The sequence below is a fragment of the Gluconobacter sp. DsW_058 genome, assembly GCF_002153615.1.
GTDB lineage: Bacteria > Pseudomonadota > Alphaproteobacteria > Acetobacterales > Acetobacteraceae > Gluconobacter > Gluconobacter cerinus.
The window spans coordinates 1-24,390 of sequence record NZ_JOPH01000054.1; the positions used below are offsets into that span (position 1 = coordinate 1).

Here is a 24,390-nt window from a genome sequence, read left to right on the forward strand (position 1 = left end):
CAAAACGCAGATCAAAAGCGACCCCAAAAACCGTCGATCAAATCGCCAAAAGCCTTAAATCGTGAGCCAAGCACATCAATCAAGGGTTCTTCGATCCCTCCAAATGCTTCGAGCTGATCGCCAAGCCCGCTCAACCGAGCAAGCCGCTCTTCAACGTCAAAGAAACCAAGCTGTTTCATAGCGCCATTCCCTCAACGAAAACCGAAGAAAGGGAATCACATAGAACAGCTCAGAGCAAAGGAGTTTTTCGAACCATCCAAATCGCCAAAAGCCAGAAATCACGGGCCACGCACATCAATCAACGGTTCTTCGATCCCTCCAAGTGGTCAATTCACGAAATCCGTCGCCTCGTCGTGAAAATCATCCAGGCCCAGATCCGGGTCCCGCATATCCTACGGTGGTCCGTGTTTCGACGAGCCCATCAGGCAGCAGTATATCTCTCACGCATTAAAATAAAAACGCAACTGTAGTGCTAGGGAGAAATTAATATCCAGAAGATCTGTTAATTTCTCCAACCATTTCCGCCCCCTTCTCAAACTGTAAGATATTTTTCAAAATCATTTCTCCACCTGTCTCAGCATGCGAAGAACTTGCAATGTGCGGCGTAAGGGTAATCAAAGGATGGTTCCAGAACGGATGGTCCTCAGGAAGGGGCTCCGGATCGGTCACGTCGAGAACGGCTTGGCTCAGTAGTCCCTCATCCAACGCCAAAAGCAGATCATCCTGTGCAAGATGGCCGCCCCTCCCACAGTTGATAAGACAGGCCCCTTTTCGAAGCTTGGCGAATAATTCTTTGTTCAAAATCCCTTTTGTGGCTTCAGTCAGGGGCATCAAGCAGACAAGGACATCTGTGGCCGCCAGAAAAGCATCCAGTTCTTCGGGCCCTGCATAGCTTTTGATTCCGGGAATGTCATGTCGGCTTCTGCTCCAGCCATGACAGACGTATCCAAACTGCGACAGCTTTTTTAGGACAGGCGTACCAAGCGCTCCCATGCCCATCACCCCTACCCGAAACAGGCTTGAAGATACGTTTGGTGTACCTTTCCAGACATGTGCCTCTTGCTGACGCGCGTACTGGAACATATTTCGATGATAAGAAAGAACAGCCCAGAGGACGTATTCTATCATTCCCTCCGCCAAGCCTGGCTCCATCATACGGACGACCCGGACATTTTCGGGGATTGAGGCGAGGTTCAGTTGATCCACACCTGCACCGACAGAAAAAAGCACCTCAAGATTAGAAAAGTTTTCTGCCAGATTTTCCGGTGGCTGCCACGCGGCCAGATAGCGAACTTTCTGCGGATCGCCGGTCTCAGGCCAGACATGAAACGCTAGTTCAGGCAGTTCGCTAGCGAACATTGGCTTCCACAGACGCGCACGCTCTTCAGTAGATTTCAGCACAAAAGACATTTCAATAATCCTTAACCGAGAGCCTGACTGGTCAGAGCAAAATATTGCGGAGCATTTTCAGAGATCACCACAGGCTCGGTCGACATTGTGTTAACGACGTCCACGCGGATCAGCCCCATTTCATCCAGCCAGCCTGAGAGACCAGATGAAGTCGGCGTATCAATTCTGATAAATTCTCCACCATACGTACCAATCCAATGCGAAATGAGCGCCTTTGCCTGCTCTGTCGTTTCCGCTGCGACAGGACCAATCAGCCATCCCCATCCGAACCGGCGGCAGAACGAGTATCCCCGGATCCCCTCTTCCGTATCGATCACAACGCCTTTGGCATTCTGCACCAGATCTTCAACAAGCGCAGATCGATCCATCCCAGTAGCAGCCCTGTCGAACGCTATGAGATCCTGAAGATCATATTGAACAACCGGCCGCAGCCGCTGGCCCGCATCCAGAGCGATAATGGGAGAAGACACACCATTACCCTGATGCTGCTCCACAATCTCCGTCGGAACAAAACCCAGTTTTTCATAGAGCGGCTGGCCAGCCGGTGTCGCATTAAGGGATATTGAGCGGCCAGGCAGAAGCCTGCGCACAGTGGTCAGCATGTTTGTGCCGATCCCGTGCCCTTGCCACGCCCCGTTGACAATAATGAGCCCGACTGTGGCGTGACGCTCCCCAAACGACCACCACATAATGGTGCCTATGATTTCTCCACTTTCCAACGTGGCGACTAATCCACGACCAAGACGCAGCATGAAATCCCAGTCTTCGAGACGGTGCGGCCATCCTAATACCTTTGAAAGACCCGATGCCGCCCCCAGATCTTCCTCGGTCATACCCCGGAGGTTAATGGCCGTCTGTTCACGTACATTCGCATTTTTCAGGCTCATAACGAACGCTCCGTGTTTCTGGTAAGACTTTCGATCAGAAATGCTGGCTTCAGAATGGGAGATTTTATAACAATAAAACTAAAGTACTTCTCGATACCGATATTCTGATCCAGAAGAGCTTCAATTGTTTCCTGATAATGATCAATGTTTCTGACCATGAATTTCAGAAGGTAATCGTACCCACCACTGATAAGATGCGCCTCCACCAGAGATTCCACTTTCTGCATTGCAGTCTCAAAGCGAAAAAAGTCATCCCGTCTGTGATCTGAGAGTGTGACTTCTGTAAAGACAGTCATGACGCTTGAGATTTTTTGCAGGGCAATCTGCGCCCCATATCCCACAATGTAACCAGCTGCTTCCAGCCGCTTGACGCGAATGAGACATGGACTTGCAGACAGACCAACGCGGTTTGCCAGTTCCACATTGGTCAGCCGGCCATTCTTCTGCAGCTGAGCAAGGATTTTAAGATCAATACGATCAAGCTTGGGCGCGATTGCCATAAGTCAGGCCATTCTCTCTTCAACGACGGTCATTGTGCAGTCGGCAGTCCAATGTGAAAGCTCTTCACTTCCAGGAATTCTTCAAGGCCCAGCGCGCCCCCTTCCCGGCCGAGCCCGGACTGCTTCACGCCCCCGAAAGGTGCTGACACAAGGGAGATGGAACCGGTGTTCAGTCCTACCATGCCAAAATCGAGAGCCTCGCCAACCCGCCAACCTCTCGCGATGTCATTCGTAAAGAAATAGCTCGCCAGACCGAAGGGAGTAGCATTGGCCTGCTGCACGGCATCCTGCTCGTTATCGAAGCGGAACACGGGCAGGATCGGACCAAACGTTTCTTCCTGTGCAATCCGCATCTCGGACGTCACATCCGCCAGCAGCACGGGAGAGGCGAACCGACCGTTAATGTCCAGTGGTTTACCCACAATGCGAGCGCCCTTAGCCAAAGCGTCTTCTACATGTTCCTTTACCTTGGCGACGGCCGCTTCGTTAATCAGCGGTCCAATCTGCGTTTGCGGATCAAATCCGTCGCCCGTCTTCAGGGTCATCACCTCTGCTGCGAGTTTTTCCAGAAACGCATCATGAATTCCGGATTGAACGTAAACGCGGTTCGCGCAGACACAGGTCTGCCCGGCGTTCCGGAATTTACTCAGCATTGTTCCAGACACCGCAACAGAAAGATCGGCGTCATCAAAAACAATAAGAGGAGCGTTCCCGCCCAGTTCAAGGCTGAGCTTTTTGATCGTGTCCGCGGACTGACGCATCAGCAGCGACCCGACTTTCGTAGAGCCCGTGAAAGACAGTTTGCGCACAACGGGACTTGCGGTCAGTTCCGGAGCAATCTCCTGCGCATAGCCCGTCACAACAGACAGGAGCCCTTTTGGAAGGCCTGCACGTTCTGCCAAAACAGCTAGAGCCAAAGCAGAGTACGGTGTGAGCTCTGAGGGTTTGATTACCATGCTGCACCCTGCGGCAAGAGCCGGGGCACATTTGCGGGTAATCATGGCAAGAGGGAAATTCCAGGGCGTAATGGCCGCTGTCACTCCCACTGGCTCTTTCAGGATGATGACCCGGCGGTCGTCTGTCGGCACCAGAGCATTGCCCTGTACGTGCTCGGCTTCAGCCGCGAACCATTTGAGGAAAGACGCAGCATAACCAACCTCTCCCTTGGCTTCTGCCAGAGGCTTGCCTTGCTCAAGTGTCATGATCTTGGCCAGATCATCAGCATGGTCCAGCATCAGCTGGTACCACGCCATCAGCAGACCCGCACGATCTGCCGCTGAGCTCCGACGCCATTTGCCCTGCGCAAGCCGCGCGCTTTCAATGGCAGCGCGGGTTTCTTCAGCCGTGCAGGCCGGGATACTGCCGATGATCTCACCCGTTGAAGGGTTATCGACGGTCAGGGTCTTGCCGCTCTTGGATGCTTTCCAGTCTCCTCCGAGAAAGGCGGTCTGACGGAAAAGATCTGGATCATTCAGGGGAAATGTCATGTCGAAAACTCCGAACAGATTGACGCAGGCAAATGACAAAGAACTCTGGGGCCTTCTGGAACAGAGCGAACAGGAGGCGGAACCCTGTCGCAGAGGCCGCTCACACGATCAGGGCACCGCGCAAGAAAGCAGCATAGTTCCGGATCAAGAGAGAGTGAATTTAATAGGGTCGCAGGCATGGCCTCATCCGCGTGCCTTGTTCGTGTGCTCTCCAGCCACCCTGGCTCCATGAGAGGAACGGAATCATGCAACAGTCGGGTGTATGGATGATGCACGCCCTTCCCCAATGCCATGGCCGGGCCAACCTCCACAGCCTGCCCCGCATACAGCACGGCAACACGATCACAGATGGACTGAAGAGCATGCAGATCATGGGTAATAAAGATGAACGAAAGCCCCAGATCACGCTGCAATTCCTTCATCAGATCCAGAATGGCAGCCGCCACAACCGTATCCAAAGCCGCTGTGATTTCGTCGCATAGTACGATCTGCGGATCGGCTGCCAGCGCCCGTGCAAAGTTGATCCTCTGTTTCTGGCCGCCAGATAGCTCCGAAGGCAGACGGGAAGCGAGAGAGGGCGAAAGGCGAACCATATCCAGCAACTCATTCACACGCCGGGTGGCGGCAGCCCCCCGTAAACCACCATAAAAACGAACGACCCGCGCAAGGGTTTGTCCTATGGGCTTCGAAGGGTTCAGCACGCTATCTGCGTTCTGAGCCACAAGCTGCAGATGGCGCCGCTGGTCAGGCGTACGCTCTCTCACATTCCCAGCCAGCGGTTCTCCATTCAGCAGAAGCTCTCCGGTTGCCCAGGGCTGAAGGCCGGAAATCGCGCGCGCCAAGGTGCTCTTTCCACAACCGGATTCCCCGATCACGCCCAGCATACGTCCTTTCGGAACACTGAAGCTGACATGATTGACGATCACTTTCTCTGGCAGTCCAGCGGCAGTGCGTTGCCCGTACCCCACCACCAGATTACGCACCTCCAGCAGGCTACGTTGCTCAGGCTGGCCGGCAAGGTCCGCTTGTCGTGAACAGGGTTCTGCAGCGGCAAGAAGGGCCTGACTATAAGGATCCTCGGGCTGAAACAGGATCTTCGACACCGTTCCGGCCTCCCGGATGGCTCCATCTTTGAGGACGACGGCATGATCGGCAATCTGTGCCACAACCGACAGATCATGCGTCACATACACGCCCGTTATCCCGCGCTCTGCGAAAACGGCTTTGAAGGCAGAAAGCACTTCAATCTGGGTCGTGACGTCCAGAGCTGTTGTCGGTTCATCGAAAACGACGACTTCAGGATCTGTCATCAGAGCCATAGCGGCCATTAACCGCTGCAACTGGCCACCCGACAGCTCTCCCGGATACCTTTCACCGATTGTTTCGGGGTCAGGAAGCGCTAGCGCCCGGAACAGGGAAACTGCCCGGGCTTCCAGATCCCGCCTGGGCAAAGTGCGATGAACCAATGCTGGCTCTACGACCTGCCGCATGATCGACAATGCCGGATTGAAGGCGCTTCCGGCATTCTGCGCAACATAGCTGATCACTCGCCCCCCGATGGAGCGGCATTCATGCGGGGTCAGAGTCGTCACGTCATATCCCGCAACCCTAATCGTCCCGCTGGCAATCCGGCATCCTTTCCGGATATGGCCGAGCAGTGAAAGTGCCACCGTGGTCTTGCCGGAGCCGGATTCCCCAATCAACGCCAGCATTTCTCCGCGCTGGACCGAAAAACTGACATCACGGACGATCGGAAGTTCCGCGCCGTTCCCTCGGCGCCCAACGATCTCAAGATTTTCGACCTGAATGGTGGCAGCCATGTTCAGCGCCTTCCACCGCTGGAATCCAGCGCAAGGTTAATGCCGACCGTGAGTATTCCAATCACGACGACCGGTACGATCATCGCAGGCGAACCATATGCCATGCCCAGCATGTTCTCCCGGACCATGGAACCCAGATCAACCTCCGGCGGCTGAACACCAATCCCGAGAAAACTGAGATTGCTGAGCAACAGCACCGAGTAGATAAATCTCAGCCCCACGTCTGTGATCATCGGGCCTGTCATGTTGGGAAGAATTTCCTTCAAGATGATATAAGGCGTGCTTTCGCCTCTGGCGCGCGCCACGGTCACGAAATCGAGCCGTGCAATCCTTTGAGCCAGCGCACGGCTCGTGCGATATGCCCCGGGCGTGTAAATGACTCCCATCGTCACTATCAGAGCCGTCGTCGATGTTCCAACTACGGCAATGACCAGCAGAGCGAAGAGCAGACTGGGAATGGACAAAAAACCGTCTGCCAGCCTTCCTGTCAGGGCCTCCACCCACGGTCTGGCAGTAACCGCTGCAATTCCCAGGAATGTGCCGACAGAACAGGACACTAGCGTCGATGCGAAGCACAGGAGCACTGTGTGCCGAATACCGTTCAGCAACCGCGCCAGTGTGTCCCGTCCAAGATAGTCTGTTCCCAAAAGATGAGCGACTGAAGGAGCCGAAAAGACAGGCTGGCTACCAATCGCGCCCGGATCGTGAGACGAACACACCGGCCCGAAAAGCGCCAGAAGAAGCCAGAACACAATTAATAGAAGCGCCCGGTCGTGCCGGCTCCGGAACTTCCCGATCATGCTTTTCTCCCTCTGGGCAGAGACAGGATCGTAACAATGTCGGCAAACGTTGTGAGAAAGAGATAGGTCACACAGAAAACAAGCGCACAGGCCTGCACCGTCGGAACATCGCGTGAACTGACAGCATCCACCATCAGGCCAGAAATTCCAGGGTATGTGAACACAACTTCAATCACAACCACCCCTCCAAGCAGGGAAGAAAGACTAAGAGCTACAGCATTGACGATCGGTCCGATCGCGTTGGGAATGGCATGCACAAGAATCAGTCGTATCGGCCCGACGCCTTTGAGAAGGGCCATTTCGATATAGGGCGCGGACAACGTATCGGCCATCGCAGCACGCGTCATGCGAACCATCTGCGCGAGAGTTACGAGCGCAAGGCTGGCGACAGGCATAAAAAAGGCAGAGAGAAACTGCCTGAGCGAATGAACGCTTCCGACGTCTGCCAGTGCAGGCAAAAGGTGTAACCGCACAGCAAAAACATACACCGCCATCGTGGCAATCACGAACTCGGGGACGGACACCATCCCCAGCGTCATGATCGACACGACACGATCATAGACCGTGTCTTTCCAGATGGCAGACGTGATGCCCAAAAAGAGCGAGACAGGAACGGAAACCGCAGCAGAGGCGCCCGCAAGCAGTAGCGAGTTGTGCAGACGTGGCCCAATGGCATCCGCGACGGATAGACCATTCAGAAGGGAGTGCCCAAAATCGCCGTGCAAAACACCCCAGAGCCAGAACCAGAAACGAAAAAATACAGGCCGGTCAAGACCCAGATCATGCCGCATGACCGCTACCACCTGCGGCGTCGCGCCCTGGCCTAAGACCGCATCCGTCGCATCGCCAGGAAGGACGTTTGTGATCGCAAAAACAGTCACAATCACGAAGACAAGCGACATTGCAGCGGCAAAGAAACGCCGACCAATCAACTTCAGGGTCTGGCTGTTCAAACCTTCTTCCCCCGATTTTCATTGAGCCAGACCGAGCGCGCAAAATCATAGCCCATCAACTGACCAGCCTGACTGGGACGAAGCCCACAGACATGCGGAGCATAAGCATCAAGACTATTCGTGAAATTCGGGATACATACCCCCGATCCAGACGACACAAGCTCCTGCATGTCCCAGTAAAGCTGACGTTTTTTGCTATCATCCCGCGTCGATTTTGCGTCCCGAAGGAGGCTGTCGAAATGCGGATTACGCCAGCGGGATTCATTCCACGGAGATGTACTGGCAAAACCAAGCTCAAATGTCAGGCTAGGCGCTGGCCTCGGGTTGATATTGCCAAAGCCCAGAGGGGCTTTCATCCAGTACTGCGTCCAATAACCATCTGCGGGAACACGATGCACCGCCATTTTCTGCCCAATTTGGGAGGCTGCATATTGCAGAACAACAGCGATATCGACGGATGCCAAAGCAGCAGGAGAACAGACCAGCGGAATTGTTTCGCCCAGAAACCCGCTTCGCTTTACTAGGAAGTGCGCTTTGTCCGGATCGTAAGTGCGCTGGGGCAATTGATGATTGAAGTATGGACTTTCCGGTGGAATGGGCTGGTCATTCCCAACCCGAGAAAAGCCCAGAAAGACGGATTGCCGGATCTGCTCGCGATTAAGAAGAAATTTGAGCCCCTCGACAAAGTCTGGCGAGCGTCCATACCTCTGATCCAACCGAATAGATAAGTCTGTGTAAGTCCCCACGGGGCTTTCCACAATGCCGAAACCGCCCTGTTTCAGCATTTGAACAAGCCGCGGGTTGGCAGTTGCGATCAGGTCCACATCCCCGGACATCAGGGCATTATGCCGTGCCATCTCATCAGGGATAGCAATCAGCTCAACACTCTCCAGATAGGGTCTCTCACCCCAGAATTCTGGGTTTCTGACGGCTACCGTCCTGATACCTGGCGTAAATTCCTGACACCGAAAAGGACCTGTACCATTTGGAACTTTAAAATCTGTTGTTCCTGCTTTCAAGATAGCAAAATTACTGATCCCCAGAATGGCTGGAAAATCCGAATTTGGGGCATCGAGAACAATTTCTACCAAAAGAGGCGATACCGCGCGCACAGACTGCATGGAGCGAGCAAGGGCGTATTGTTGCGAGCCCACCCCGGGGTCCTGATGTCTCCGTAGAGAAAAAACGACATCATCTGCTGTCAGGGCAGTTCCATCGTGAAACTGAACATTTCGGCGCAAACGGATTTTCCAGGTTAGAAAATCGTTGCTGTCCAGCGCTTCCGCGAGGGCAAAGCGGGGGTTAAGCCTATCATCCAGCGAGATCAGGCCATCGTAGAACAAATGACCTCGGATATAGTCCGTAGCCATGGATTGACGTGCCGGATCAAGGGTCTCTGAAGCCGATCCTACCGCCCCGGCTACTTTCAGATGCCCACCAGAAACAGGAGCTGCCTTCACGGACTGAGACGTCATTCCAGCAACCAGAAGCCCTGCCCCTTTCAGAACGGACCGCCGATGAAGGACAGAGGCTACCTGCATCTCCGTTCCTCAGAAAGCGAAGCGCGTGAGCGACGAGGCATGAAAAACAACAGAGCCAAACATCTGATTGAAAGAAGTCATTCAAGTCTCCGTTGCCATCATGCAAGCCTCGTCGGAGGGCTGCTTTCATTTCGATAGAAACACGGATTGGCTAATTATTTTACTCAAATTGCTTTTCATTGCAGAGAAATCTGCTGAATGGTTTTGACCATGCAGCAGATTCAACGGCGCCCTCAGGCAACCATGACCAGTTCACCACGGTCCGCAGCATCAGCCAGTTCGGCAAGGGTATGATAATGATAATCAGGTGTCGTCAGTTCCTGCACCGCCACAGTCCCCCCGAAACCGCCACCAACAGCCTTCCGCCGCTCAATCCAGCACACGGTATAACCTAGCTCCCGTGCAATTCCGATGTCATGGAACTGGCTCTGGGCAACATGCAGCACATCTTCCTTCGTGTAGCCATCTGGCGCAAGCTGTTCCAGCACATAGCTGAAATACTGCGGATCAGGCTTTTCACAGCCACTTTCGTCTACCGTAAACCCCTTGAAAAAAGGGTATTCGAGCGTCTTGTCCATACCATCAAATGCCCATCTCCGTGCATTCGTCATGGCGACAAGATGGAAATGTTTTTGCAATCTTTTCAGAGCTTCCACACTGTCGTTAAAGGCTGGCCATGACGTAGCACTTTGAACAAACGCCTTCTCTTCTCCCTGCCCCGTTGGAAGGGAGAATTTTTCTGCCAGGATCAGATAGATAGGTGCCAAATCTTCTGGAAACAGCAGTTTGTCTGGACGGTTCCGCAAAGCCCGGTATTCCGTTAGAAATGCTTCAAAATCCAGTGTTGCACCCTCCTTTCCCAAAATTTGCAGTAGGGCATTTTTCATCCCATTTTCAAAATCGATCAGCGTTCCAACCACGTCGAATGTCAGAACTTTAGGTTTGCGTGTCATGATCTGAATTTTCCTGGAAAAGCTGATTAGAACCCGGTTGTGAAGGAAAGAACTCCAGCAAAGCCACCGCCGACAAAATAGGTCGGTGAACTTCCGGCTATTGTAGTTCCGTAAACACCCTTTGTAGATTTGGCGTTCGTGCTGAGGCCACTTACCCCGGAAAGGAATCCGTTATTACCAATATTCATAAGGTTAAGCTGAACTTGTGGATGCTTGAGATACATATAACTATGAAAGCGATATCCGAAGTTAAGATTGAACGTCTCAAAGGATGGAATACTTTCATCATCCATAAACGTTGAGTACTGTTTGCTGACATAGTTCATATTGAAGGCCCCGAAGAGGCTTCCATCGTCATAAGACAAACCAACCGCAACCGTGACCTTCGGGCTTTTAACGGCAATCTTTCCAGCAGATCGGACGTAGTCATTACCAACCTGTAGGTTATTGTCCGTCGTCGCATGCAAATACTGTGCTGAAACATACGGGCTGAAATGATGCCAAGGGCGTAGTCCCACCTCGATTTGGGCACCACGAGCTGTCTGACCACCACCATTGATAGACTCTGTCACGGGCGTACCGCTGGCATACGTCGTCGTATTGATTTGTCGGTTCGTGAAATTATAGTTGAAGAGTGCTAGCGCCACACTGACGAGCCCAGTGTGACGATACCCGATTTCCTCTCCAATCGCATATTCAGCTTTGGGGTTAACAGTGTGAGACCGCGTCTGTACTCCGGTAGAGACACTATAACGATCGACATATGACATAATGGAAGCTGGCAGACGAAAGGATGTTGTCCCGTTAACGTAAATTTGGTCATGAGGCGTAATTTTGTAGCTGATGGAGACCTGAGGCAGCGGCGCAGCATCACTCTGGCCATTCTGATAATTCGCACCCGGAATATTCTGGGTCACCTTACGGGTCACCATTGTTTCTTTGAAACCGGCCGTCAGAGTCAGACGATCATTCAGAGCCTTGTAAGTGTCGTTGATGAACAGAGAGTTTGTCTGTTGGATCAGATGAATATTATACTGAGATAGAAGTGACCCATCCTGCGTTTTAACTGCCCATTGGCCATACATACTGGACACCTGCCCATCCGGACCGAGCGCTTCGTACAGAGACGGCTCGGACTGGTCAAAGTAGGAATACCAATATCCAACAGCTAGCGTGTTATTCCCCTTGGTCCAGGAGAGAGTTGTATTTATTCCACTGTAATACAGGTCATACTTATCGATCGAAACCGCAGAAAAAGAACTCCCGCTGCTGGTTCCCGTGTTCTGCAGAGCTCCAGCAGGCTGATTGCCGTAATAGCTGCCATTTCTCGACAGTGTCGTACCGCCGTTATCGTATCCGGTGGCGTAGGTAAAATATGGCGTTGTGTTGAAACTCAGCCCATGGCCCAGATTCAGATTAACCGGCGCGCCGAGGATAAGCGTGCGGTGCACGTTCTCCTGAAGCTTATAGTAATCTGAACTTCCTTTTGTATACTTGTCTGCGTAATTGTAGTTCACGCCTTGCTGACGCCACAGAGATTTTGTAGGGGCACGCAGATAATATTGAAGAGGATCATTATAGGACAGGACGAAGGACGCCTTGTTCCCCTCTCCCCACTCCTTCACGAATTTCCCATCCACATGATAACGCCGCGTCTGACCAACACCGCGCCATTCATCAGCCGTTCTAGCCGAAAAGGATAGAAATCCACGAATTCCTGTATGGCCGATATCTCCGGTATCCATACGAATGAATTCACGCTTCAGGCTGAAAGAGCCGTAAGAGAAGTTGGCAAGGCCGCCAAACTTGTGTGACGGATCACGAAGGCTTTCCGTCAACTCTCCACCGACTGCGTTGTACAGAGGCGACGTGATGTCAGGCGATCCCTGCGTCAGAGTAATGCTCTGGATGTTTTCGTTATCCGCTGTGGAAGAGGTATATGGCAGGAGATAGACCGGAGCAGCAGTAGGAATACCTTCGTAAAGATATCCGATTTCCGTTTGATCCAAACCCCGAACACTTAGTCCCTGCTGATCATCATTTGTACCCAGAGGATCATTCCCAGAGTAAACAACCCCGGGAAGACTGGCGACCATAGACACTGGGTTTGCCGTCGGGCTCTGCTTTGCGATGAAGTCCCGCGTGATACCACTACGCGACTTCGCCACAGTCTGCGGAGGCATCAGGCCACCTCCCGGCGTTGTGTTCGTCACACCCGTAGCTGAGGCTACGCCCCTGTGGACTACGACGCTTTCAGTTGCGTGAGACTCAACATCATGATGCACAGGAGCCGCTGCAGGAGTATTATTTTCCTTAAGGGGGCTTACACCATGGTGCACGACCTTGCTGGAAGGGCGGGCATGCCGGTGATGAGCAACGTCTGCAGCGACCGCCCCTTGCATGGACAGCCAGGTTGAGAGCGTGAGGAGAACCAGGCGTCCCGGCTTCTTTGCCGCTTTTGAGAGAGCCTTGGAACCGAAACATTGAAGAACGAACATTTGCGCTGAATCTGACATGTCTGTTCCCATCGGTAGCGGGCTCTCCTCGAATTCTCAGAGAACCGTATTCGCATTCTTTCTGTCAGACAATTCGTTGCATATTCGGTTCAGTTCATTCTCCCGTTTCCCCTCTTTGAGCGGCATATGATTCCGTTATTGGAACGGTTTCCCCATGTTAATCTTCAGTGCTTATCAAATGCCTGAAGTCAGCGCTTTTGCGATGGCAGTCCCTACATCAGACGTCCTGGCAAGGCCTCCCATATCGGGCGTACGGGGAGCACTCCGGGCTGAAAGAACGTCTGTCATGGCTTTCAAAATCAGAGCGGCTGCCTCGGACTCTCCGAGATGATCCAACATCATGGAGGCTGCCCAGATCTGCCCTATCGGGTTGGCAATAGTCTGCCCGAAGATGTCCGGAGCAGACCCATGAACAGGCTCGAACATGGACGGATATTTTTTCTCAGGATTGATATTGGCAGACGGAGCAACAGCAATGGTTCCTGTCATTCCCGGCCCCAAATCAGACAGAATATCCCCGAACAGATTGCTTCCTACAACAACATCAAATCGCTCTGGAGACATCACAAAACGCGCGGCAAGAATATCGATATGATATTGATCCATACGAACATCCGGGTATTCCGCACCGATCGCGGCAAAGCGCTCATCCCAATATGGCATGGAATGATAGAGGCCATTCGACTTGGTGGCGGATGTTACATGCGGACGGCCCAGCTTCCGCGCCAGTTCAAAGGCATATCGCAGGATCCGGTCGGTACCGAACTTCGTAAAGACAGCACTCTGAACGACGCCCTCTGCCTCCGTTCCTTCTGCAAACCGGCCTCCGACCTGAGAGTATTCGCCCTCAACATTCTCCCGAACGATCCAGAAATCCACGTCTCCCGGCTGCTTGTTAGCCAAGGGACACGGAATTCCCGGTAAAAGCCGCACAGGACGCAGGTTTACATATTGATCAAACTCTCTGCGGATCTTGAGAAGAAGCCCCCATAGGGACAGGTGATCCGGAACACCCGGATAACCCACAGCGCCCAGCAGGATGGTGTCGTTCTGCGCCAACTGGCTCATGCCATCTTCGGGCATCATCTGCCCGGTTTTCAGCCAGGTTTCGCAGCTCCAGTCAAAGTGGGTATAATCAAACCCGATCCCACAAAGACGCCCAGCAGTGTCGAGCACTTTGATGGCTTCCGGCATAACCTCTTTGCCAATTCCATCTCCTGGCAGAACAGCAATCTTGTAAGTTGGCATGGTCAAACGTCCTGATTGATGCGCAGGCACATGTGGGCGAGTGCCACCCAATAGGCGATGCCCTGCGGAATGATTGTGTCGTCAAAATCGTAATCTGGGGCATGCAAAGGCGCTGAAGCACCGTTTCCCAGCATGACAAGCGCACCCGGCCTTTCTTCCAGCATGAAGCCGAAATCCTCAGAAGCCATGCTCGGTGTCATGTCAGGTACAACCGTGCCCTGCGCGCCAACAGCCCGCGCCATAGCGGCACGCGCCAATGTCGTCTCGTTCGCAGTATTCACCGTCACCGGATACGGCTGGTGAAACTGTACTGTGATGGTCACGTCATGCGCGAGAGCAAGCCCTGCAGCCAGACGTGTCATCCCGTCTTTCAGATTGTTCAACACCTGAACATCCAGAGCGCGGATCGTGCCGCGAAGCGTGGCAGTCTCAGGAAGAATGTTGTCCGTTGTTCCCGCATGGAACGTACAGATGGAAAGAACCGCTGGCACCAAAGGGTCTGAACGGCGCGCCACCAGTAATTGAGCTTCCTGAACGAATGCCGCGCCAACAGTCAGTGCATCCCGCCCCAATTGGGGTTGGGCCGCATGTGATCCTTTCCCTTTTATATCGACCAGAAACCGCCAACCACCAGCCATGATCGGTCCTGTACAGGTCGCCATGGAACCTGTTGGAAGGCCAGGCCAGTTATGCATTCCAAAAACACGCCCGGCGGGGAATTTCTCCAATAACCCCTCTTCCAGCATGATTTTGGCGCCTGCACCCCCTTCTTCCCCCGGCTGAAAAACGAAATGCACTGTCCCGCATTCCGGCGGGTTAAGAGCCAACGCGGCAGCAGCCCCCAGAAGCATGGTGGTATGCCCGTCATGCCCACACGCGTGCATGCGCCCCGGATGGCGAGAGATATGCGGATGATCTCCCTGCTCATTGATCGGCAGAGCGTCCATATCTGCGCGTAAGATGATGGATGGACCGGGTTTCTTCCCCTGAAGAGACGCCACAACTCCGGTTTTTGCCAATCCTCTGGATGGGGAGTACCCCAAAGACGTGAGAACGTCCGCCACGATATCGGATGTTCGAAACTCCTCGAACCTCAGCTCAGGATGAGCATGAAGATCTTTTCGCAGGGCGACGAGGTAAGCAAGATCCATGGCGTCAGCCCTCAAACGCCATGAGAACACTTTTATAGCGCAGATTGGCCTCAACAGCCTGGCGCCCCAGATCCTTGCCAATCCCTGAACCACCATACCCGCCAGTAGGGATCACGAAGTCTGATGACCGGCCATACCGATTAACCCAGACGGTGCCAGCTTTCAGGTTGCGCACAGCCCGCATCGCACGCCCGAGATCGGACGTATGCACGCCGGCAGCGAGACCGTAAGTCGCATGAGACGCCAGAGAGAGTGCCTCAGCCTCGTCATCAAATGTCTGGACCGTCAAAACCGGGCCAAAGAGCTCATCCTTTACGGCCCGCGTCTGAGGCGTGACATTGGTCAGAATGCACGGTGAGAGGAATGCCCCTCCTGAGCCGTTCAGACGGCTGAGAGGAAGAAGCGCAGAAGCTCCGGCCTGCACACTATCCTGAACGGCAAGCTCAATGGATGTCGCCTGTCGCTCTGAGATAATCGGGGAGTACCGTGTTTCGGCCTTTTCAAGCGCACCAGCAACGAGGCCCTGCGCGCGCTCAACGATCTTCTCCACAAGGACATCATGAACCGCTCTATGAACAATAAGACGCGATCCAGAAACACAGACCTGTCCCGCATTTCCCGTGAAAGCTCTCAGGATACGGTCAGCGACACCATCTACATTACGAATATCATCGAAAACGATCTGCGGACTTTTCCCGCCTAATTCAAGCGTGACAGGCTTGGGGCCGCTCTCCGCCGCCGCCTTCATGATTTCGATGCCAGTTCTTGTGGAACCAGTGAATGTCAGCTTTCCGCAGACCGGATGTCGTGCCAGAGCATCTCCCGTGATCAGACCCGTTCCCTGCACAACGTTGAACAGGCCGGCCGGAACACCAGCTTCGACAGCAAGTTCCGCCAGACGAACAATCGAAAAAGGCGTCATTTCTGACGGCTTGAGGACAACACCATTTCCGGCCGCCAGCGCCGGAATTACTTTCCAGCTCCCCATGACCAGAGGGAAATTCCAAGGAGCAATGGCCCCAATGACGCCATAAGGCTCAGCCAGTACCAAGCCTAACAAGTCACTCTGGGTCGCAGCGACTTCCCCGCCCAACTTATCGGCATATTCAGCAAAAAAGCGGATGCCCTCTGCCGTAAAAGGCACGTCCCAGCCCGTTGTTTCTGCAATAGGGCGCGTCGAACAGACTGTCTCCAGACGCGCCAGTTCCACAGCATTATCTTCTACAAGCTCGGCCCACCGCCTCAGCACACGCCCCCGCTCCCGCGGGGCACAGGTCGCCCAACCAGAACGCATTTGCACATCTCTCGCCAGGCAGACAGCATAATCCACCAGATCCGCACCTGCTTCCGGCAGATGACAGAGCAACCGACCATTCGAGGGCGCATGAACAGGAATGGCGCCCTCACCTTTCAGAAGCTTTCCACCCACAAAATGCGCGTTTGGCAGCGCCACTAGGGCGGGGTCAAAGGTAATGCCTGTCATCATTCATGCCTGCGAAAGACTATTGCGGGAGGGATACAATGTGCGCAGCCGGACATGTGGGGCAAACGGCAAAGCACTCCCTCAGCACATTTGAATATCCCTGCTATTCCGGCCGCACCAACAGCATTTTATGCTCCGAATATCGGCTTTTCTTGCATTACATATCGCAGGCTTTGCGCGATGATCACATTCAGGATCAGGACAGGAATCACCATGGATACGCCACGTCTCGTCTCGCTTGACCGCGAACACCTCATCCATCCCGTCTCGTCATGGCAGGGGCACGAAGCCAGTGGGGCGACCATTCTCGAATCTGGCAAAGGTGTCTGGCTGACGGACAGCAAAGGCCACCGTCTTCTGGATGGTTTTTCCGGGCTTTGGTGCGTCAATACCGGTTACGGCTGCGAGAGCGTTATCGAGGCAGGTCGACGTCAGCTTGAAAAGCTTCCCTATGCGACGGGATATTTCGGCTTTTCAAATGAGCCCGCTATCGAACTGGCAGCGCGGCTGACACAGCATGCTCCGGGGCACCTCAATCACATCTATTTCGCTCTTGGTGGTTCTGATGCGGTGGACAGTACGCTCCGCTTTATCCGTTACTATCAGCACGCACGAGGCACGCCCGAAAAGCGCCATGTCATTGGGCTACAGAAAGGCTATCATGGCTCGTCCTTCGTCGGCGCAGGCCTGACTGCGCTTCCGGTCTTCCATCGTGATGCAGATGTCCCACTCCCGTGGCAGCATCATATTCCAAGCCCCGATCCCTACCGCCACCCTGCAGGACCGGACGCTGAAGCCATCATCCAGGCTTCGGTACAGGCGTTCCATGATGAAATCGCAAAGATTGGCGGTCCACAGCATGTTGCAGCCTTCTATTGCGAACTTGTTCAGGGGTCCGGCGGCGTCATTATCCCGCCAAAGGGCTGGGCAACGGCAATGCAGGCAGCCTGCCGCGAGTTGGATATTCTGTTCGTCGTTGATGAAGTCATCACAGGTTTCGGGCGGACTGGCCCTCTCTTTGCCTGCGCGCATGAGAACATCGAACCAGACATGATGACCATCGCAAAGGGTTTGACGGCCGGCTACGCCCCAATGGGAGGCGTTTTCATGTCTGATACAATCTACGAGACGATCCGTGACAAGACCCCGCCAGGTGTCTCCGTCGGACATGGGCAGACCTATAGCGCCCATCCCGTCAGTGCGGCCATCGGCCTCGCAGTCCTGGACCTCTATGAAGGTGGCCTGCTTGAAAACGGAACCCGTGTTGGTGAGCATCTTGCGACGCGCTTGCGCGGTCTAGGCAATCATCCACTCGTCGGCACCACCCGATCTGTTGGGATGCTTGCCGGCATCGAACTCGTGACCGACAAGACAACCAAAACCAAGCCGGATGCCCAGCTTGGAATTTCCGGAAAACTCAGCCGCTATGGCTATGAGCAAGGTATTCTTTTCCGGGCCTTTGGCGACGATATCATCGGACTTGCCCCCCCGCTGTGCAGCACGATTGCCGAAATGGATCAGCTCTGTGACGGCATTGTCTCGGTACTGGACCGCGTGATGGAAGATCCGGCCGTCGCCAGCGCTCTCAAAGCCTGACCCCGCCAGAGGAGGAAACAGAAGGTTACCCCATCATGACACCTGAAGTTTCCTCCTCTGAAACGGCAACGCTAGATGATCTGCCGCCTAACGGCTTTCATTCAAAACTGGCCCTGATTTCTGCCGGAGGACCGTTCTGTGACGGCTACATCCTCGGGATCATCGGTATTGCTCTTCCATCCATCGTGCGAGAACTTCATCTCACAGGCGCGGAGACAGGCCTCGTCGGGGCAGCGGCCCTTCTGGGCGTTCTGGCAGGCGGAATGCTGGGGGGCGCGGTCTCGGATCGTCTTGGGCGACGGCCTCTTTTTACGCTAAATATTGCAGCGTTCGTAGTCTTTTCCCTGTTGCAGGGAGCGTGCTCCGGCCTTGTGCTATTGGTAAGCCTTCGCTTTCTGCTCGGTGTAGCAGTTGGTGCGGACTATCCAATTGCGACGTCTTACGTCGCAGAGTTCATGCCACGCAAACTCCGCGGCCCAGTTCTTTCCGGATTAATTCTCGCCTGGTGGGTTGGATATACCGCGAGCTACGCCGTGGGCTATGGGCTTTCCTTCTTTCCCGACATCTCTTGGCGGATCATGCTGGTCTCCAGCGCTGTTCCGTCAATTGTGCTCTTCTGCCTGCGTATGGGATTGCCTGAGTCTCCCCGCTGGCTGGTTCAGCAGGGACGGACCGAAGACGCAAGAAACATTATACGCGAGCACCTGAAGGCTGATATTCTCCCCAGTGCAGAACATCAGGGGCAGCTCTCCCTGCTTCAGATCATTCGATCTCCCTATCGCGGAGCACTCGTGTTCGTCAGTGCATTCTGGATCCTGCAAAGCGCTCCGGGATTTGCCATCCACACCCTTCAGGCTCAGCTCCTGCATCAGTATCACCTCCAGAACGCACTTCTCGGATCTCTCTGCATTACCGGACTGACCATCCTGGGGATCCTGCCCGTCACTCTGGGGCTGATCAATCTGATGGGGCGGCGCCTGTTACTGATCGCCACTTTTGCAATCAGCATGCTGGGGCTTTTGCTCCTCGGAGTTTCAGCCACCCCTGCCAGCTGGATGATCTTTTCCGGGTTTATCTTTTATTCGGTGTCCGAGGCAGCAGGAAGCGGCCTGCAGTTTGTCTATCCTAACGAGCTGTTTCCAACAGCCATCCGTGCCAGCGCGGTCGGTATGGCCTGCTCCTTCAGCAGACTGGGCGCAGCACTCGGAACGTTTCTGCTTCCTCTGGGATATACGCAATTTGGGATGCAACCCATGATGCTCATAGCAGCCAGTTTCATGCTGGCAGGACTGGTCATCAGCTGGATCTGGGCTCCAGAAACAAAGAATGCGTCCTTGGGAGAACCTCCTTCCCAGACCCAACCGCCCTCTTCTTCCATCTGCGCCTCCTGACGGAGATCATTCCATGAAACTTGTTCCCTACTGGCTGGATAGTATTTCACCTGTATCAGGTACTGCTCTGTCTGAGTTTCCTACCCGCGCAGATGTCGTGGTTGTAGGCGGCGGCTTTACCGGCCTCTCAGCAGCTCGAACCCTGGCCAAGGCCGGCAAGACTGTTGTCGTCCTCGAAGCGGACCAGATTGCATGCCACGCCTCCGGCCGAAATGGCGGACACGTCAACAACGGGACGGCTGGAAATTTTCAGAGCATGATCGGAAAATATGGCTTGGAACAGGCAGTTGCACTGTACAGGTTTTTCGACGACGCCGTGGATACGGTCGAGCAGATCGTCACGACCGAAAACATCGACTGTGACTTCCGTCGATGTGGAAAGCTGAAAGTCGCCTGGACGGAAAAGCATCTGGCAGGTCTGCGCGCGGATCAGGACGCTGTAAAACAGCATGTTGACCCGGAAACTGATCTTCTCGACCGCGATGCCGTCGCCGCGGAAATCGGTGGCTCGACAACATTCGCAGGTGGGATGTCGTATCGCAAAAGCGCACAGATGCATGTCGGAAAATTTGGGAGTGCGCTTGCAGCCAACGCCATGTCCGCGGGTGCGAAAATCTTCGAAAATACGCCTATGACCGCCCTTCGCCGTTCGGGCAACGTGTTTGAAGTCTCCTCCTCAGAAGGCGTTATTCAGGCACAGAATGTGCTACTGGCAACGGGAACAAGCCGGAAAGCACCAAACTGGTTCCGGCGACGCATTATGCCTGTCGGCAGCTTCATTGTTGCCACGGCGCCCATGCCGGAAGATTTGTTTTCCCGCATTCTCCCCGGACGCCGCAATGTCGTCACAACGCGGAATATCCATAACTACTTTCGAACAACCGCAGACCGACGCTTGATCTTCGGCGGCCGGGCCAATTTCTCCCAGTCCAGCGAAAAGTCTGACATTCAGTCAGGGCAGATCCTTCATGCAGCGCTGACGGAAATCTATCCTGAACTTGAAAGCACGGAAATCGATTACTGCTGGGGCGGCAACGTCGACATGAGCGTGGATCGCCTGCCACATGCTGGTGAATGGAACGGCGTCACTTATGCGATGGGCCTAAGCGGGCATGGTGTTCAGATGTCCGTCCATCTTGGTCATCTGTTAGGACAAAAGCTTTCCGGAGAACAGGTTGATATTCCTGTGTGGAACCGTCCATGGCAGCCCATCCCAGCTTACGGACTTGCTACGCATTTCATGCCCGTCGTGGGTGCCTATTATCGCGCCAAGGACACATATCTCTAATGTTTTCAGATAAGCCAGCGGGAGAGCGATCCTCCCGCTGGCTTACTATCTTTATAGGCCGAAAACGCCGGGAAGCCCGCTGATGTCCTTGATTTCTTCATATTCATAAAAGGGATTAGCCGGTTCATGGCCCCGGTTGACCCAGACTTTTGACCGGATCCCCAGATCGTAAGCGGTCATGAGATCATAGCGGAAAGACGATGATACATGCGTGATGTCTTCAGGCCCACAGCCAAGAACATCAAGCATATATTCAAAACCGTTCATCTGAGGCTTGTAGGTCCCCGTCTCCTCCGCCGTGATGACCTTGTAAAACGGTGCACCTAGCTTCTCGACATTCGACATGATCTGACTGTTCATGGCGTTGGATAAAATGACTAGGGGGATTTCCTTGGCAACTTTGGCAAGACCCGCAGGCACATCAGGATGAGGTCCCCAGGTTGGAACCTCATTATAAATCTGCAAGGCATCTTCCTCACGGAACGTCACGCCATTCTTCTTGCAGGTCCGTTCCAGAGCATTGTGCACAATCTCCGCATAGGGTTTCCATGCGCCTAGCACCTCGTCGAGCCGGTAAGCTGCAAAATTCTTAATGAAGAGCTGCATCGCCTGCTCACTCAGTACTTCACCGTAGATCCTACGGGCCGCACCGGCCATATCGAAAAATGTCAACGTGCCGTAGCAGTCAAAGGTAATGAACTTGGGACGGAAGGTCATATACGATTCCTTGTGAGGCCATTACTGTCTGGCATAATCGTTATGATGCCGCCTTCAGGCCAATAGTCGTTATCAGGTTTTTATTGTTTGACGCAGGAAATTTCATATTCAAATGGGGATGCAGCACGCTCTGCTGCCCAGGTTTGAAAATCAGGATCAGAACCGGCGCAGAACGCAGCACATTAGATCTGCAAATCCCCACTGTGTGAGATCTTCCATGAGCCTACTTCTTCCTATTCAGACAAGCCCGGACTTTACCCCACGTGAATCCGTATCGACTACAGAACGTCTTATTTCAGGCTCTCCAGCTTTCAAGACATGGGCGCTGGATACGTCACGCAATGGAAATGTTCGCACAGGTGTATGGGAAGCCACTCCCGGCACAACCAAATCCATTAAGGGTGAGGCTTTCGAGTTCTGCCATATCCTTGAAGGCCTTGTCAGAATCACGGAAAATGAAAGAGAGTCCCATCTCTTCAAGGCTGGAGACAGCTTCATTATGAAGCCCGGTTTCGTTGGAACGTGGGAAACTATCGAAACAGTCAAAAAGATCTATGTCTTCGTGGAATGACCATATGCCCTGTCCCTACTGAACCAGAGCTGAACTTTGCAATACTCTGCCATTCAGCAGCAGGTTTGCAGTGTCAAAAACTGCCTGAATGCCCCTACACTCGTCCGCATACAGCACGGAGACTTTCATGCCTGCCCCACTGCATCTGATTCAGACCAGTTTCAGCGTTCCAGCAGAAGCGGATGTTGTTGTTGTCGGCGCTGGAATTGTGGGAGTTTCAGCAGCCTACTGGCTGGCCAGGGCGGGAATAAAGGTCGTTCTCCTCGAGAAAGGCACGGTTGGGGCTGAACAGTCCAGCAGGAACTGGGGATGGTGTCGCCAGCAAAACCGCGATGCACGCGAACTCCCCCTGTCCACCCGAAGTCTTTCTCTTTGGGAAGACATGACAGCAGACATCGGTGAAAATCTTGGCTTCCGCCGCTGTGGATTACTGTATCTGACGAACAGTCAGGCTGAACTGGACGGATGGGCACGCTGGGGTGAATTTGCCAGAGGCGAAGGCGTGGACACCAGAATGCTGAACGCGAGTGAAGCCGCACAGCGAGGGAACGCCACACACCGAAAATGGCTTGGGGGCGTATGGTCACCGACTGATGGCATCGCGGACCCGTCACTCGCCGCGCCCATGATTGCCAAAGGCGTCCTCAAACACGGTGGCCACGTCGTTCAGAACTGTGCAGCTCGCGGCGTTGAACTATCAGGCGGAGCTATCTGCGGCGTTGTGACGGAACGTGGAACCATTCGCACATCGCAGGTTGTCATGGCCGGAGGCGTTTGGGCACGATCTTTCCTGAATCAGGTTGGGGTTAACCTTCCGCAAGCGTCTGTCCGGTCGTCAATTCTTTCCGTCAAACCAGGTGCATTGGGCCTTCCAGACGCTCTTCATACTCACGATGCATCTGTGACAAGGCGCGGTGATGGTGGCTACACCCTCGCTATTTCCGGCAACGGGCGTGTAGATCCCACTCCCGGGATATTGAAGAGCGCCACAGAATTTCTTCCAATGTTCGCACGACGTTGGCGTCATCTTGCGCCCGGCGATTTTCAGGGTTGGCGTTATGGTTTCGACACCATCGCCAAATGGAAACTTGATCGGCCGACGCCTATGGAAAAAACACGCATTCTGGATCCCAAACCAGATGCTGGAACCATTCGTAAGACCCTAAAAAACGCCCACGCACTCTTGCCTGCCCTGAAAAATGTGTCTGTTCAGGCCGAATGGGCAGGATACATTGATAGTACGCCAGACGGGGTTCCTGTTATTGACCCGGAAAGTGGCGTTCCCGGCCTCTTCATTGCGGCCGGTTTCTCTGGACATGGCTTTGGCATTGGGCCCGGTGCTGGACATCTTATTGCCGATCTCTTGTTGGGACGGGAACCGATTACCGAAGTCGAGCAGTACAAGCTTGCCCGCTTTAAAAAATCTGCTTGGGGTAAAGTATCGGATTTCTAGGCAGACATTTATCATCAGACCAAGCCCTGTGCCCCGGTGAGTTGCCTTTTTATTCAGGTACACCGTTGGCAATGCTGGCCATTTTTAACGCGGAACCAGAAACCTTGGTGAACTGCTTGTCAGGACTACAGAATACTGAAGACGGGTTCTTCAGGGTGTTTTGCACTGTTGTGTACTTGTCAAAAGGTCACTCCGGTTTTCACTCCAAACACAGTAATCATATTTTTCTGAGTGTACCCGCCAGGATCTACCCAAAACTGAACATTGGGCTCGAGATATAGCCATTTTGTTGCCTGAAACGTATAATCCGTTTCAATCGCAAATTCCGAATTACGTCTCGGCCCTTTTTTGCCGTCCTGATACCAATATAAAGTCGACAGTCGGGAATTAACGTGGTTGGTTCCGAACGCGAGTGTGACAGCATCATTCTTTCGGCCGGGAAGCCCAAGATAGCGGAGGCTTTCTGTCACCTGGAGGGATCGAAGAACCGTCTGGTTTTGAGGCTTTCTATGTGATTCCCTTTCTTCGGTTTTGGTTGAGGGAATGGCGCTATGAAGCAGCCGGGTTTCTTTGATGTTGAAGAGCGGCTTGCTCGATTGAGCGGACTTGGTGATCAGCTGTAGGC

Annotated in this window: 21 protein-coding genes; 5 read left to right on the top strand and 16 right to left on the bottom strand. The window is 53.8% G+C overall.

Annotated elements, in window-relative coordinates:
* Positions 1-11: 11 nt before the first annotated feature.
* The 14 genes from HK24_RS13600 to HK24_RS09890 all read right to left on the bottom strand — a co-directional run bounded on the left by HK24_RS13600 (position 12) and on the right by HK24_RS09890 (position 16,752).
* A complete protein-coding gene (locus HK24_RS13600; protein ID WP_158093000.1) occupies positions 12-179 on the bottom strand; it encodes a hypothetical protein in 168 nt (55 codons plus the stop codon).
* A 304-nt stretch (positions 180-483) separates the two neighbouring features.
* The gene (locus HK24_RS09830; protein ID WP_086634334.1) at positions 484-1,410 is read right to left on the bottom strand and encodes a glyoxylate/hydroxypyruvate reductase A; all 927 of its coding nucleotides are present in this window, start codon (positions 1,408-1,410) and stop codon (positions 484-486) included.
* Between the two features lie 11 nt (positions 1,411-1,421).
* Positions 1,422-2,297: a GNAT family N-acetyltransferase gene (locus tag HK24_RS09835; RefSeq protein ID WP_086634335.1), complete on the bottom strand. Its 876-nt coding sequence runs from the start codon at positions 2,295-2,297 to the stop codon at positions 1,422-1,424.
* Entirely contained in the window at positions 2,294-2,797 is a 504-nt protein-coding gene (locus HK24_RS09840; protein ID WP_086634336.1) for an Lrp/AsnC family transcriptional regulator, read from the bottom strand. The genes HK24_RS09835 and HK24_RS09840 overlap by 4 nt, the downstream gene beginning before the upstream one ends.
* A 29-nt stretch (positions 2,798-2,826) precedes the next feature.
* Complete coding sequence (locus HK24_RS09845) at positions 2,827-4,284, bottom strand: NAD-dependent succinate-semialdehyde dehydrogenase (RefSeq protein WP_086634337.1); 1,458 nt, start codon at positions 4,282-4,284, stop codon at positions 2,827-2,829.
* Positions 4,281-6,104, bottom strand: a complete 1,824-nt coding sequence (locus tag HK24_RS09850; RefSeq protein WP_086634338.1) for an ABC transporter ATP-binding protein — start codon at positions 6,102-6,104, stop codon at positions 4,281-4,283. The genes HK24_RS09845 and HK24_RS09850 overlap by 4 nt, the downstream gene beginning before the upstream one ends.
* A 2-nt stretch (positions 6,105-6,106) precedes the next feature.
* On the bottom strand, positions 6,107-6,904 hold the full coding sequence (locus HK24_RS09855; RefSeq protein WP_086634339.1) for an ABC transporter permease: 798 nt from the start codon (positions 6,902-6,904) through the stop codon (positions 6,107-6,109).
* A complete protein-coding gene (locus HK24_RS09860; RefSeq protein ID WP_086634340.1) occupies positions 6,901-7,857 on the bottom strand; it encodes an ABC transporter permease in 957 nt (318 codons plus the stop codon). Before HK24_RS09860 ends, HK24_RS09855 begins: the two co-directional genes overlap by 4 nt.
* Positions 7,854-9,398 carry an ABC transporter substrate-binding protein gene (locus HK24_RS09865; protein WP_086634341.1) on the bottom strand — a complete coding sequence of 515 codons (1,545 nt, stop codon included), beginning with the start codon at positions 9,396-9,398 and terminating at the stop codon, positions 7,854-7,856. The genes HK24_RS09860 and HK24_RS09865 overlap by 4 nt, the downstream gene beginning before the upstream one ends.
* Before the next feature lie 233 nt (positions 9,399-9,631).
* Positions 9,632-10,351 (bottom strand): HAD-IA family hydrolase, encoded by a 720-nt coding sequence (locus tag HK24_RS09870; RefSeq protein ID WP_086634342.1) that lies wholly within the window; start codon positions 10,349-10,351, stop codon positions 9,632-9,634.
* A gap of 26 nt (positions 10,352-10,377) precedes the next feature.
* On the bottom strand, positions 10,378-12,867 hold the full coding sequence (locus tag HK24_RS09875) for a TonB-dependent receptor (RefSeq protein WP_233126221.1): 2,490 nt from the start codon (positions 12,865-12,867) through the stop codon (positions 10,378-10,380).
* A 174-nt stretch (positions 12,868-13,041) separates the two neighbouring features.
* Positions 13,042-14,115: a tartrate dehydrogenase gene (locus tag HK24_RS09880; protein WP_086634344.1), complete on the bottom strand. Its 1,074-nt coding sequence runs from the start codon at positions 14,113-14,115 to the stop codon at positions 13,042-13,044.
* Positions 14,116-14,117: 2 nt separating this feature from the next.
* Complete coding sequence (locus tag HK24_RS09885) at positions 14,118-15,266, bottom strand: amidohydrolase (protein WP_086634345.1); 1,149 nt, start codon at positions 15,264-15,266, stop codon at positions 14,118-14,120.
* Positions 15,267-15,270: 4 nt separating this feature from the next.
* On the bottom strand, positions 15,271-16,752 hold the full coding sequence (locus HK24_RS09890) for an aldehyde dehydrogenase (protein ID WP_086634346.1): 1,482 nt from the start codon (positions 16,750-16,752) through the stop codon (positions 15,271-15,273).
* 210 nt (positions 16,753-16,962) lie between these two features.
* Here HK24_RS09890 and HK24_RS09895 point away from each other — a divergent pair, with 210 nt between their 5' ends.
* Genes HK24_RS09895 through HK24_RS09905 form a run of 3 tightly spaced genes read left to right on the top strand, consistent with a single transcriptional unit; the run spans position 16,963 to position 21,024 of the window.
* A complete protein-coding gene (locus tag HK24_RS09895; protein ID WP_086634347.1) occupies positions 16,963-18,345 on the top strand; it encodes an aminotransferase class III-fold pyridoxal phosphate-dependent enzyme in 1,383 nt (460 codons plus the stop codon).
* A 35-nt stretch (positions 18,346-18,380) separates the two neighbouring features.
* Positions 18,381-19,736 carry an MFS transporter gene (locus HK24_RS09900; protein WP_086634348.1) on the top strand — a complete coding sequence of 452 codons (1,356 nt, stop codon included), beginning with the start codon at positions 18,381-18,383 and terminating at the stop codon, positions 19,734-19,736.
* A gap of 13 nt (positions 19,737-19,749) precedes the next feature.
* On the top strand, positions 19,750-21,024 hold the full coding sequence (locus tag HK24_RS09905; protein WP_143412315.1) for an FAD-binding oxidoreductase: 1,275 nt from the start codon (positions 19,750-19,752) through the stop codon (positions 21,022-21,024).
* 51 nt (positions 21,025-21,075) lie between these two features.
* Here HK24_RS09905 and HK24_RS09910 read toward each other — a convergent pair whose 3' ends face one another.
* Entirely contained in the window at positions 21,076-21,741 is a 666-nt protein-coding gene (locus HK24_RS09910; protein ID WP_086634350.1) for a haloacid dehalogenase type II, read from the bottom strand.
* 217 nt (positions 21,742-21,958) lie between these two features.
* Here HK24_RS09910 and HK24_RS09915 point away from each other — a divergent pair, with 217 nt between their 5' ends.
* Together HK24_RS09915 and HK24_RS09920 are read left to right on the top strand one after the other, a co-directional pair.
* Positions 21,959-22,312: a cupin domain-containing protein gene (locus tag HK24_RS09915; protein ID WP_086634351.1), complete on the top strand. Its 354-nt coding sequence runs from the start codon at positions 21,959-21,961 to the stop codon at positions 22,310-22,312.
* A gap of 127 nt (positions 22,313-22,439) precedes the next feature.
* The gene (locus tag HK24_RS09920) at positions 22,440-23,765 is read left to right on the top strand and encodes an FAD-binding oxidoreductase (RefSeq protein ID WP_086634352.1); all 1,326 of its coding nucleotides are present in this window, start codon (positions 22,440-22,442) and stop codon (positions 23,763-23,765) included.
* Positions 23,766-23,944: 179 nt separating this feature from the next.
* Here the strand turns inward: HK24_RS09920 and HK24_RS09925 are convergent, their stop codons facing one another.
* Complete coding sequence (locus HK24_RS09925) at positions 23,945-24,235, bottom strand: carbohydrate porin (protein WP_233126222.1); 291 nt, start codon at positions 24,233-24,235, stop codon at positions 23,945-23,947.
* Between the last annotated feature and the right edge of the window lie 155 nt (positions 24,236-24,390).

Coding starts and splice junctions, on each gene's coding strand:
- HK24_RS09865 (WP_086634341.1), bottom strand. CDS start 9,398: ATGCAGGTAGCCTCTGTCCTTCATCGGCGGTCCGTTCTGAAAGGGGCA.
- HK24_RS09880 (WP_086634344.1), bottom strand. CDS start 14,115: ATGCCAACTTACAAGATTGCTGTTCTGCCAGGAGATGGAATTGGCAAA.
- HK24_RS09835 (WP_086634335.1), bottom strand. CDS start 2,297: ATGAGCCTGAAAAATGCGAATGTACGTGAACAGACGGCCATTAACCTC.
- HK24_RS09900 (WP_086634348.1), top strand. CDS start 18,381: ATGACACCTGAAGTTTCCTCCTCTGAAACGGCAACGCTAGATGATCTG.
- HK24_RS09875 (WP_233126221.1), bottom strand. CDS start 12,867: ATGTCAGATTCAGCGCAAATGTTCGTTCTTCAATGTTTCGGTTCCAAG.
- HK24_RS09905 (WP_143412315.1), top strand. CDS start 19,750: ATGAAACTTGTTCCCTACTGGCTGGATAGTATTTCACCTGTATCAGGT.
- HK24_RS09840 (WP_086634336.1), bottom strand. CDS start 2,797: ATGGCAATCGCGCCCAAGCTTGATCGTATTGATCTTAAAATCCTTGCT.
- HK24_RS09850 (WP_086634338.1), bottom strand. CDS start 6,104: ATGGCTGCCACCATTCAGGTCGAAAATCTTGAGATCGTTGGGCGCCGA.
- HK24_RS09845 (WP_086634337.1), bottom strand. CDS start 4,284: ATGACATTTCCCCTGAATGATCCAGATCTTTTCCGTCAGACCGCCTTT.
- HK24_RS09915 (WP_086634351.1), top strand. CDS start 21,959: ATGAGCCTACTTCTTCCTATTCAGACAAGCCCGGACTTTACCCCACGT.
- HK24_RS09890 (WP_086634346.1), bottom strand. CDS start 16,752: ATGATGACAGGCATTACCTTTGACCCCGCCCTAGTGGCGCTGCCAAAC.
- HK24_RS09830 (WP_086634334.1), bottom strand. CDS start 1,410: ATGTCTTTTGTGCTGAAATCTACTGAAGAGCGTGCGCGTCTGTGGAAG.
- HK24_RS13600 (WP_158093000.1), bottom strand. CDS start 179: ATGAAACAGCTTGGTTTCTTTGACGTTGAAGAGCGGCTTGCTCGGTTG.
- HK24_RS09895 (WP_086634347.1), top strand. CDS start 16,963: ATGGATACGCCACGTCTCGTCTCGCTTGACCGCGAACACCTCATCCAT.
- HK24_RS09885 (WP_086634345.1), bottom strand. CDS start 15,266: ATGGATCTTGCTTACCTCGTCGCCCTGCGAAAAGATCTTCATGCTCAT.
- HK24_RS09870 (WP_086634342.1), bottom strand. CDS start 10,351: ATGACACGCAAACCTAAAGTTCTGACATTCGACGTGGTTGGAACGCTG.
- HK24_RS09920 (WP_086634352.1), top strand. CDS start 22,440: ATGCCTGCCCCACTGCATCTGATTCAGACCAGTTTCAGCGTTCCAGCA.
- HK24_RS09910 (WP_086634350.1), bottom strand. CDS start 21,741: ATGACCTTCCGTCCCAAGTTCATTACCTTTGACTGCTACGGCACGTTG.
- HK24_RS09855 (WP_086634339.1), bottom strand. CDS start 6,904: ATGATCGGGAAGTTCCGGAGCCGGCACGACCGGGCGCTTCTATTAATT.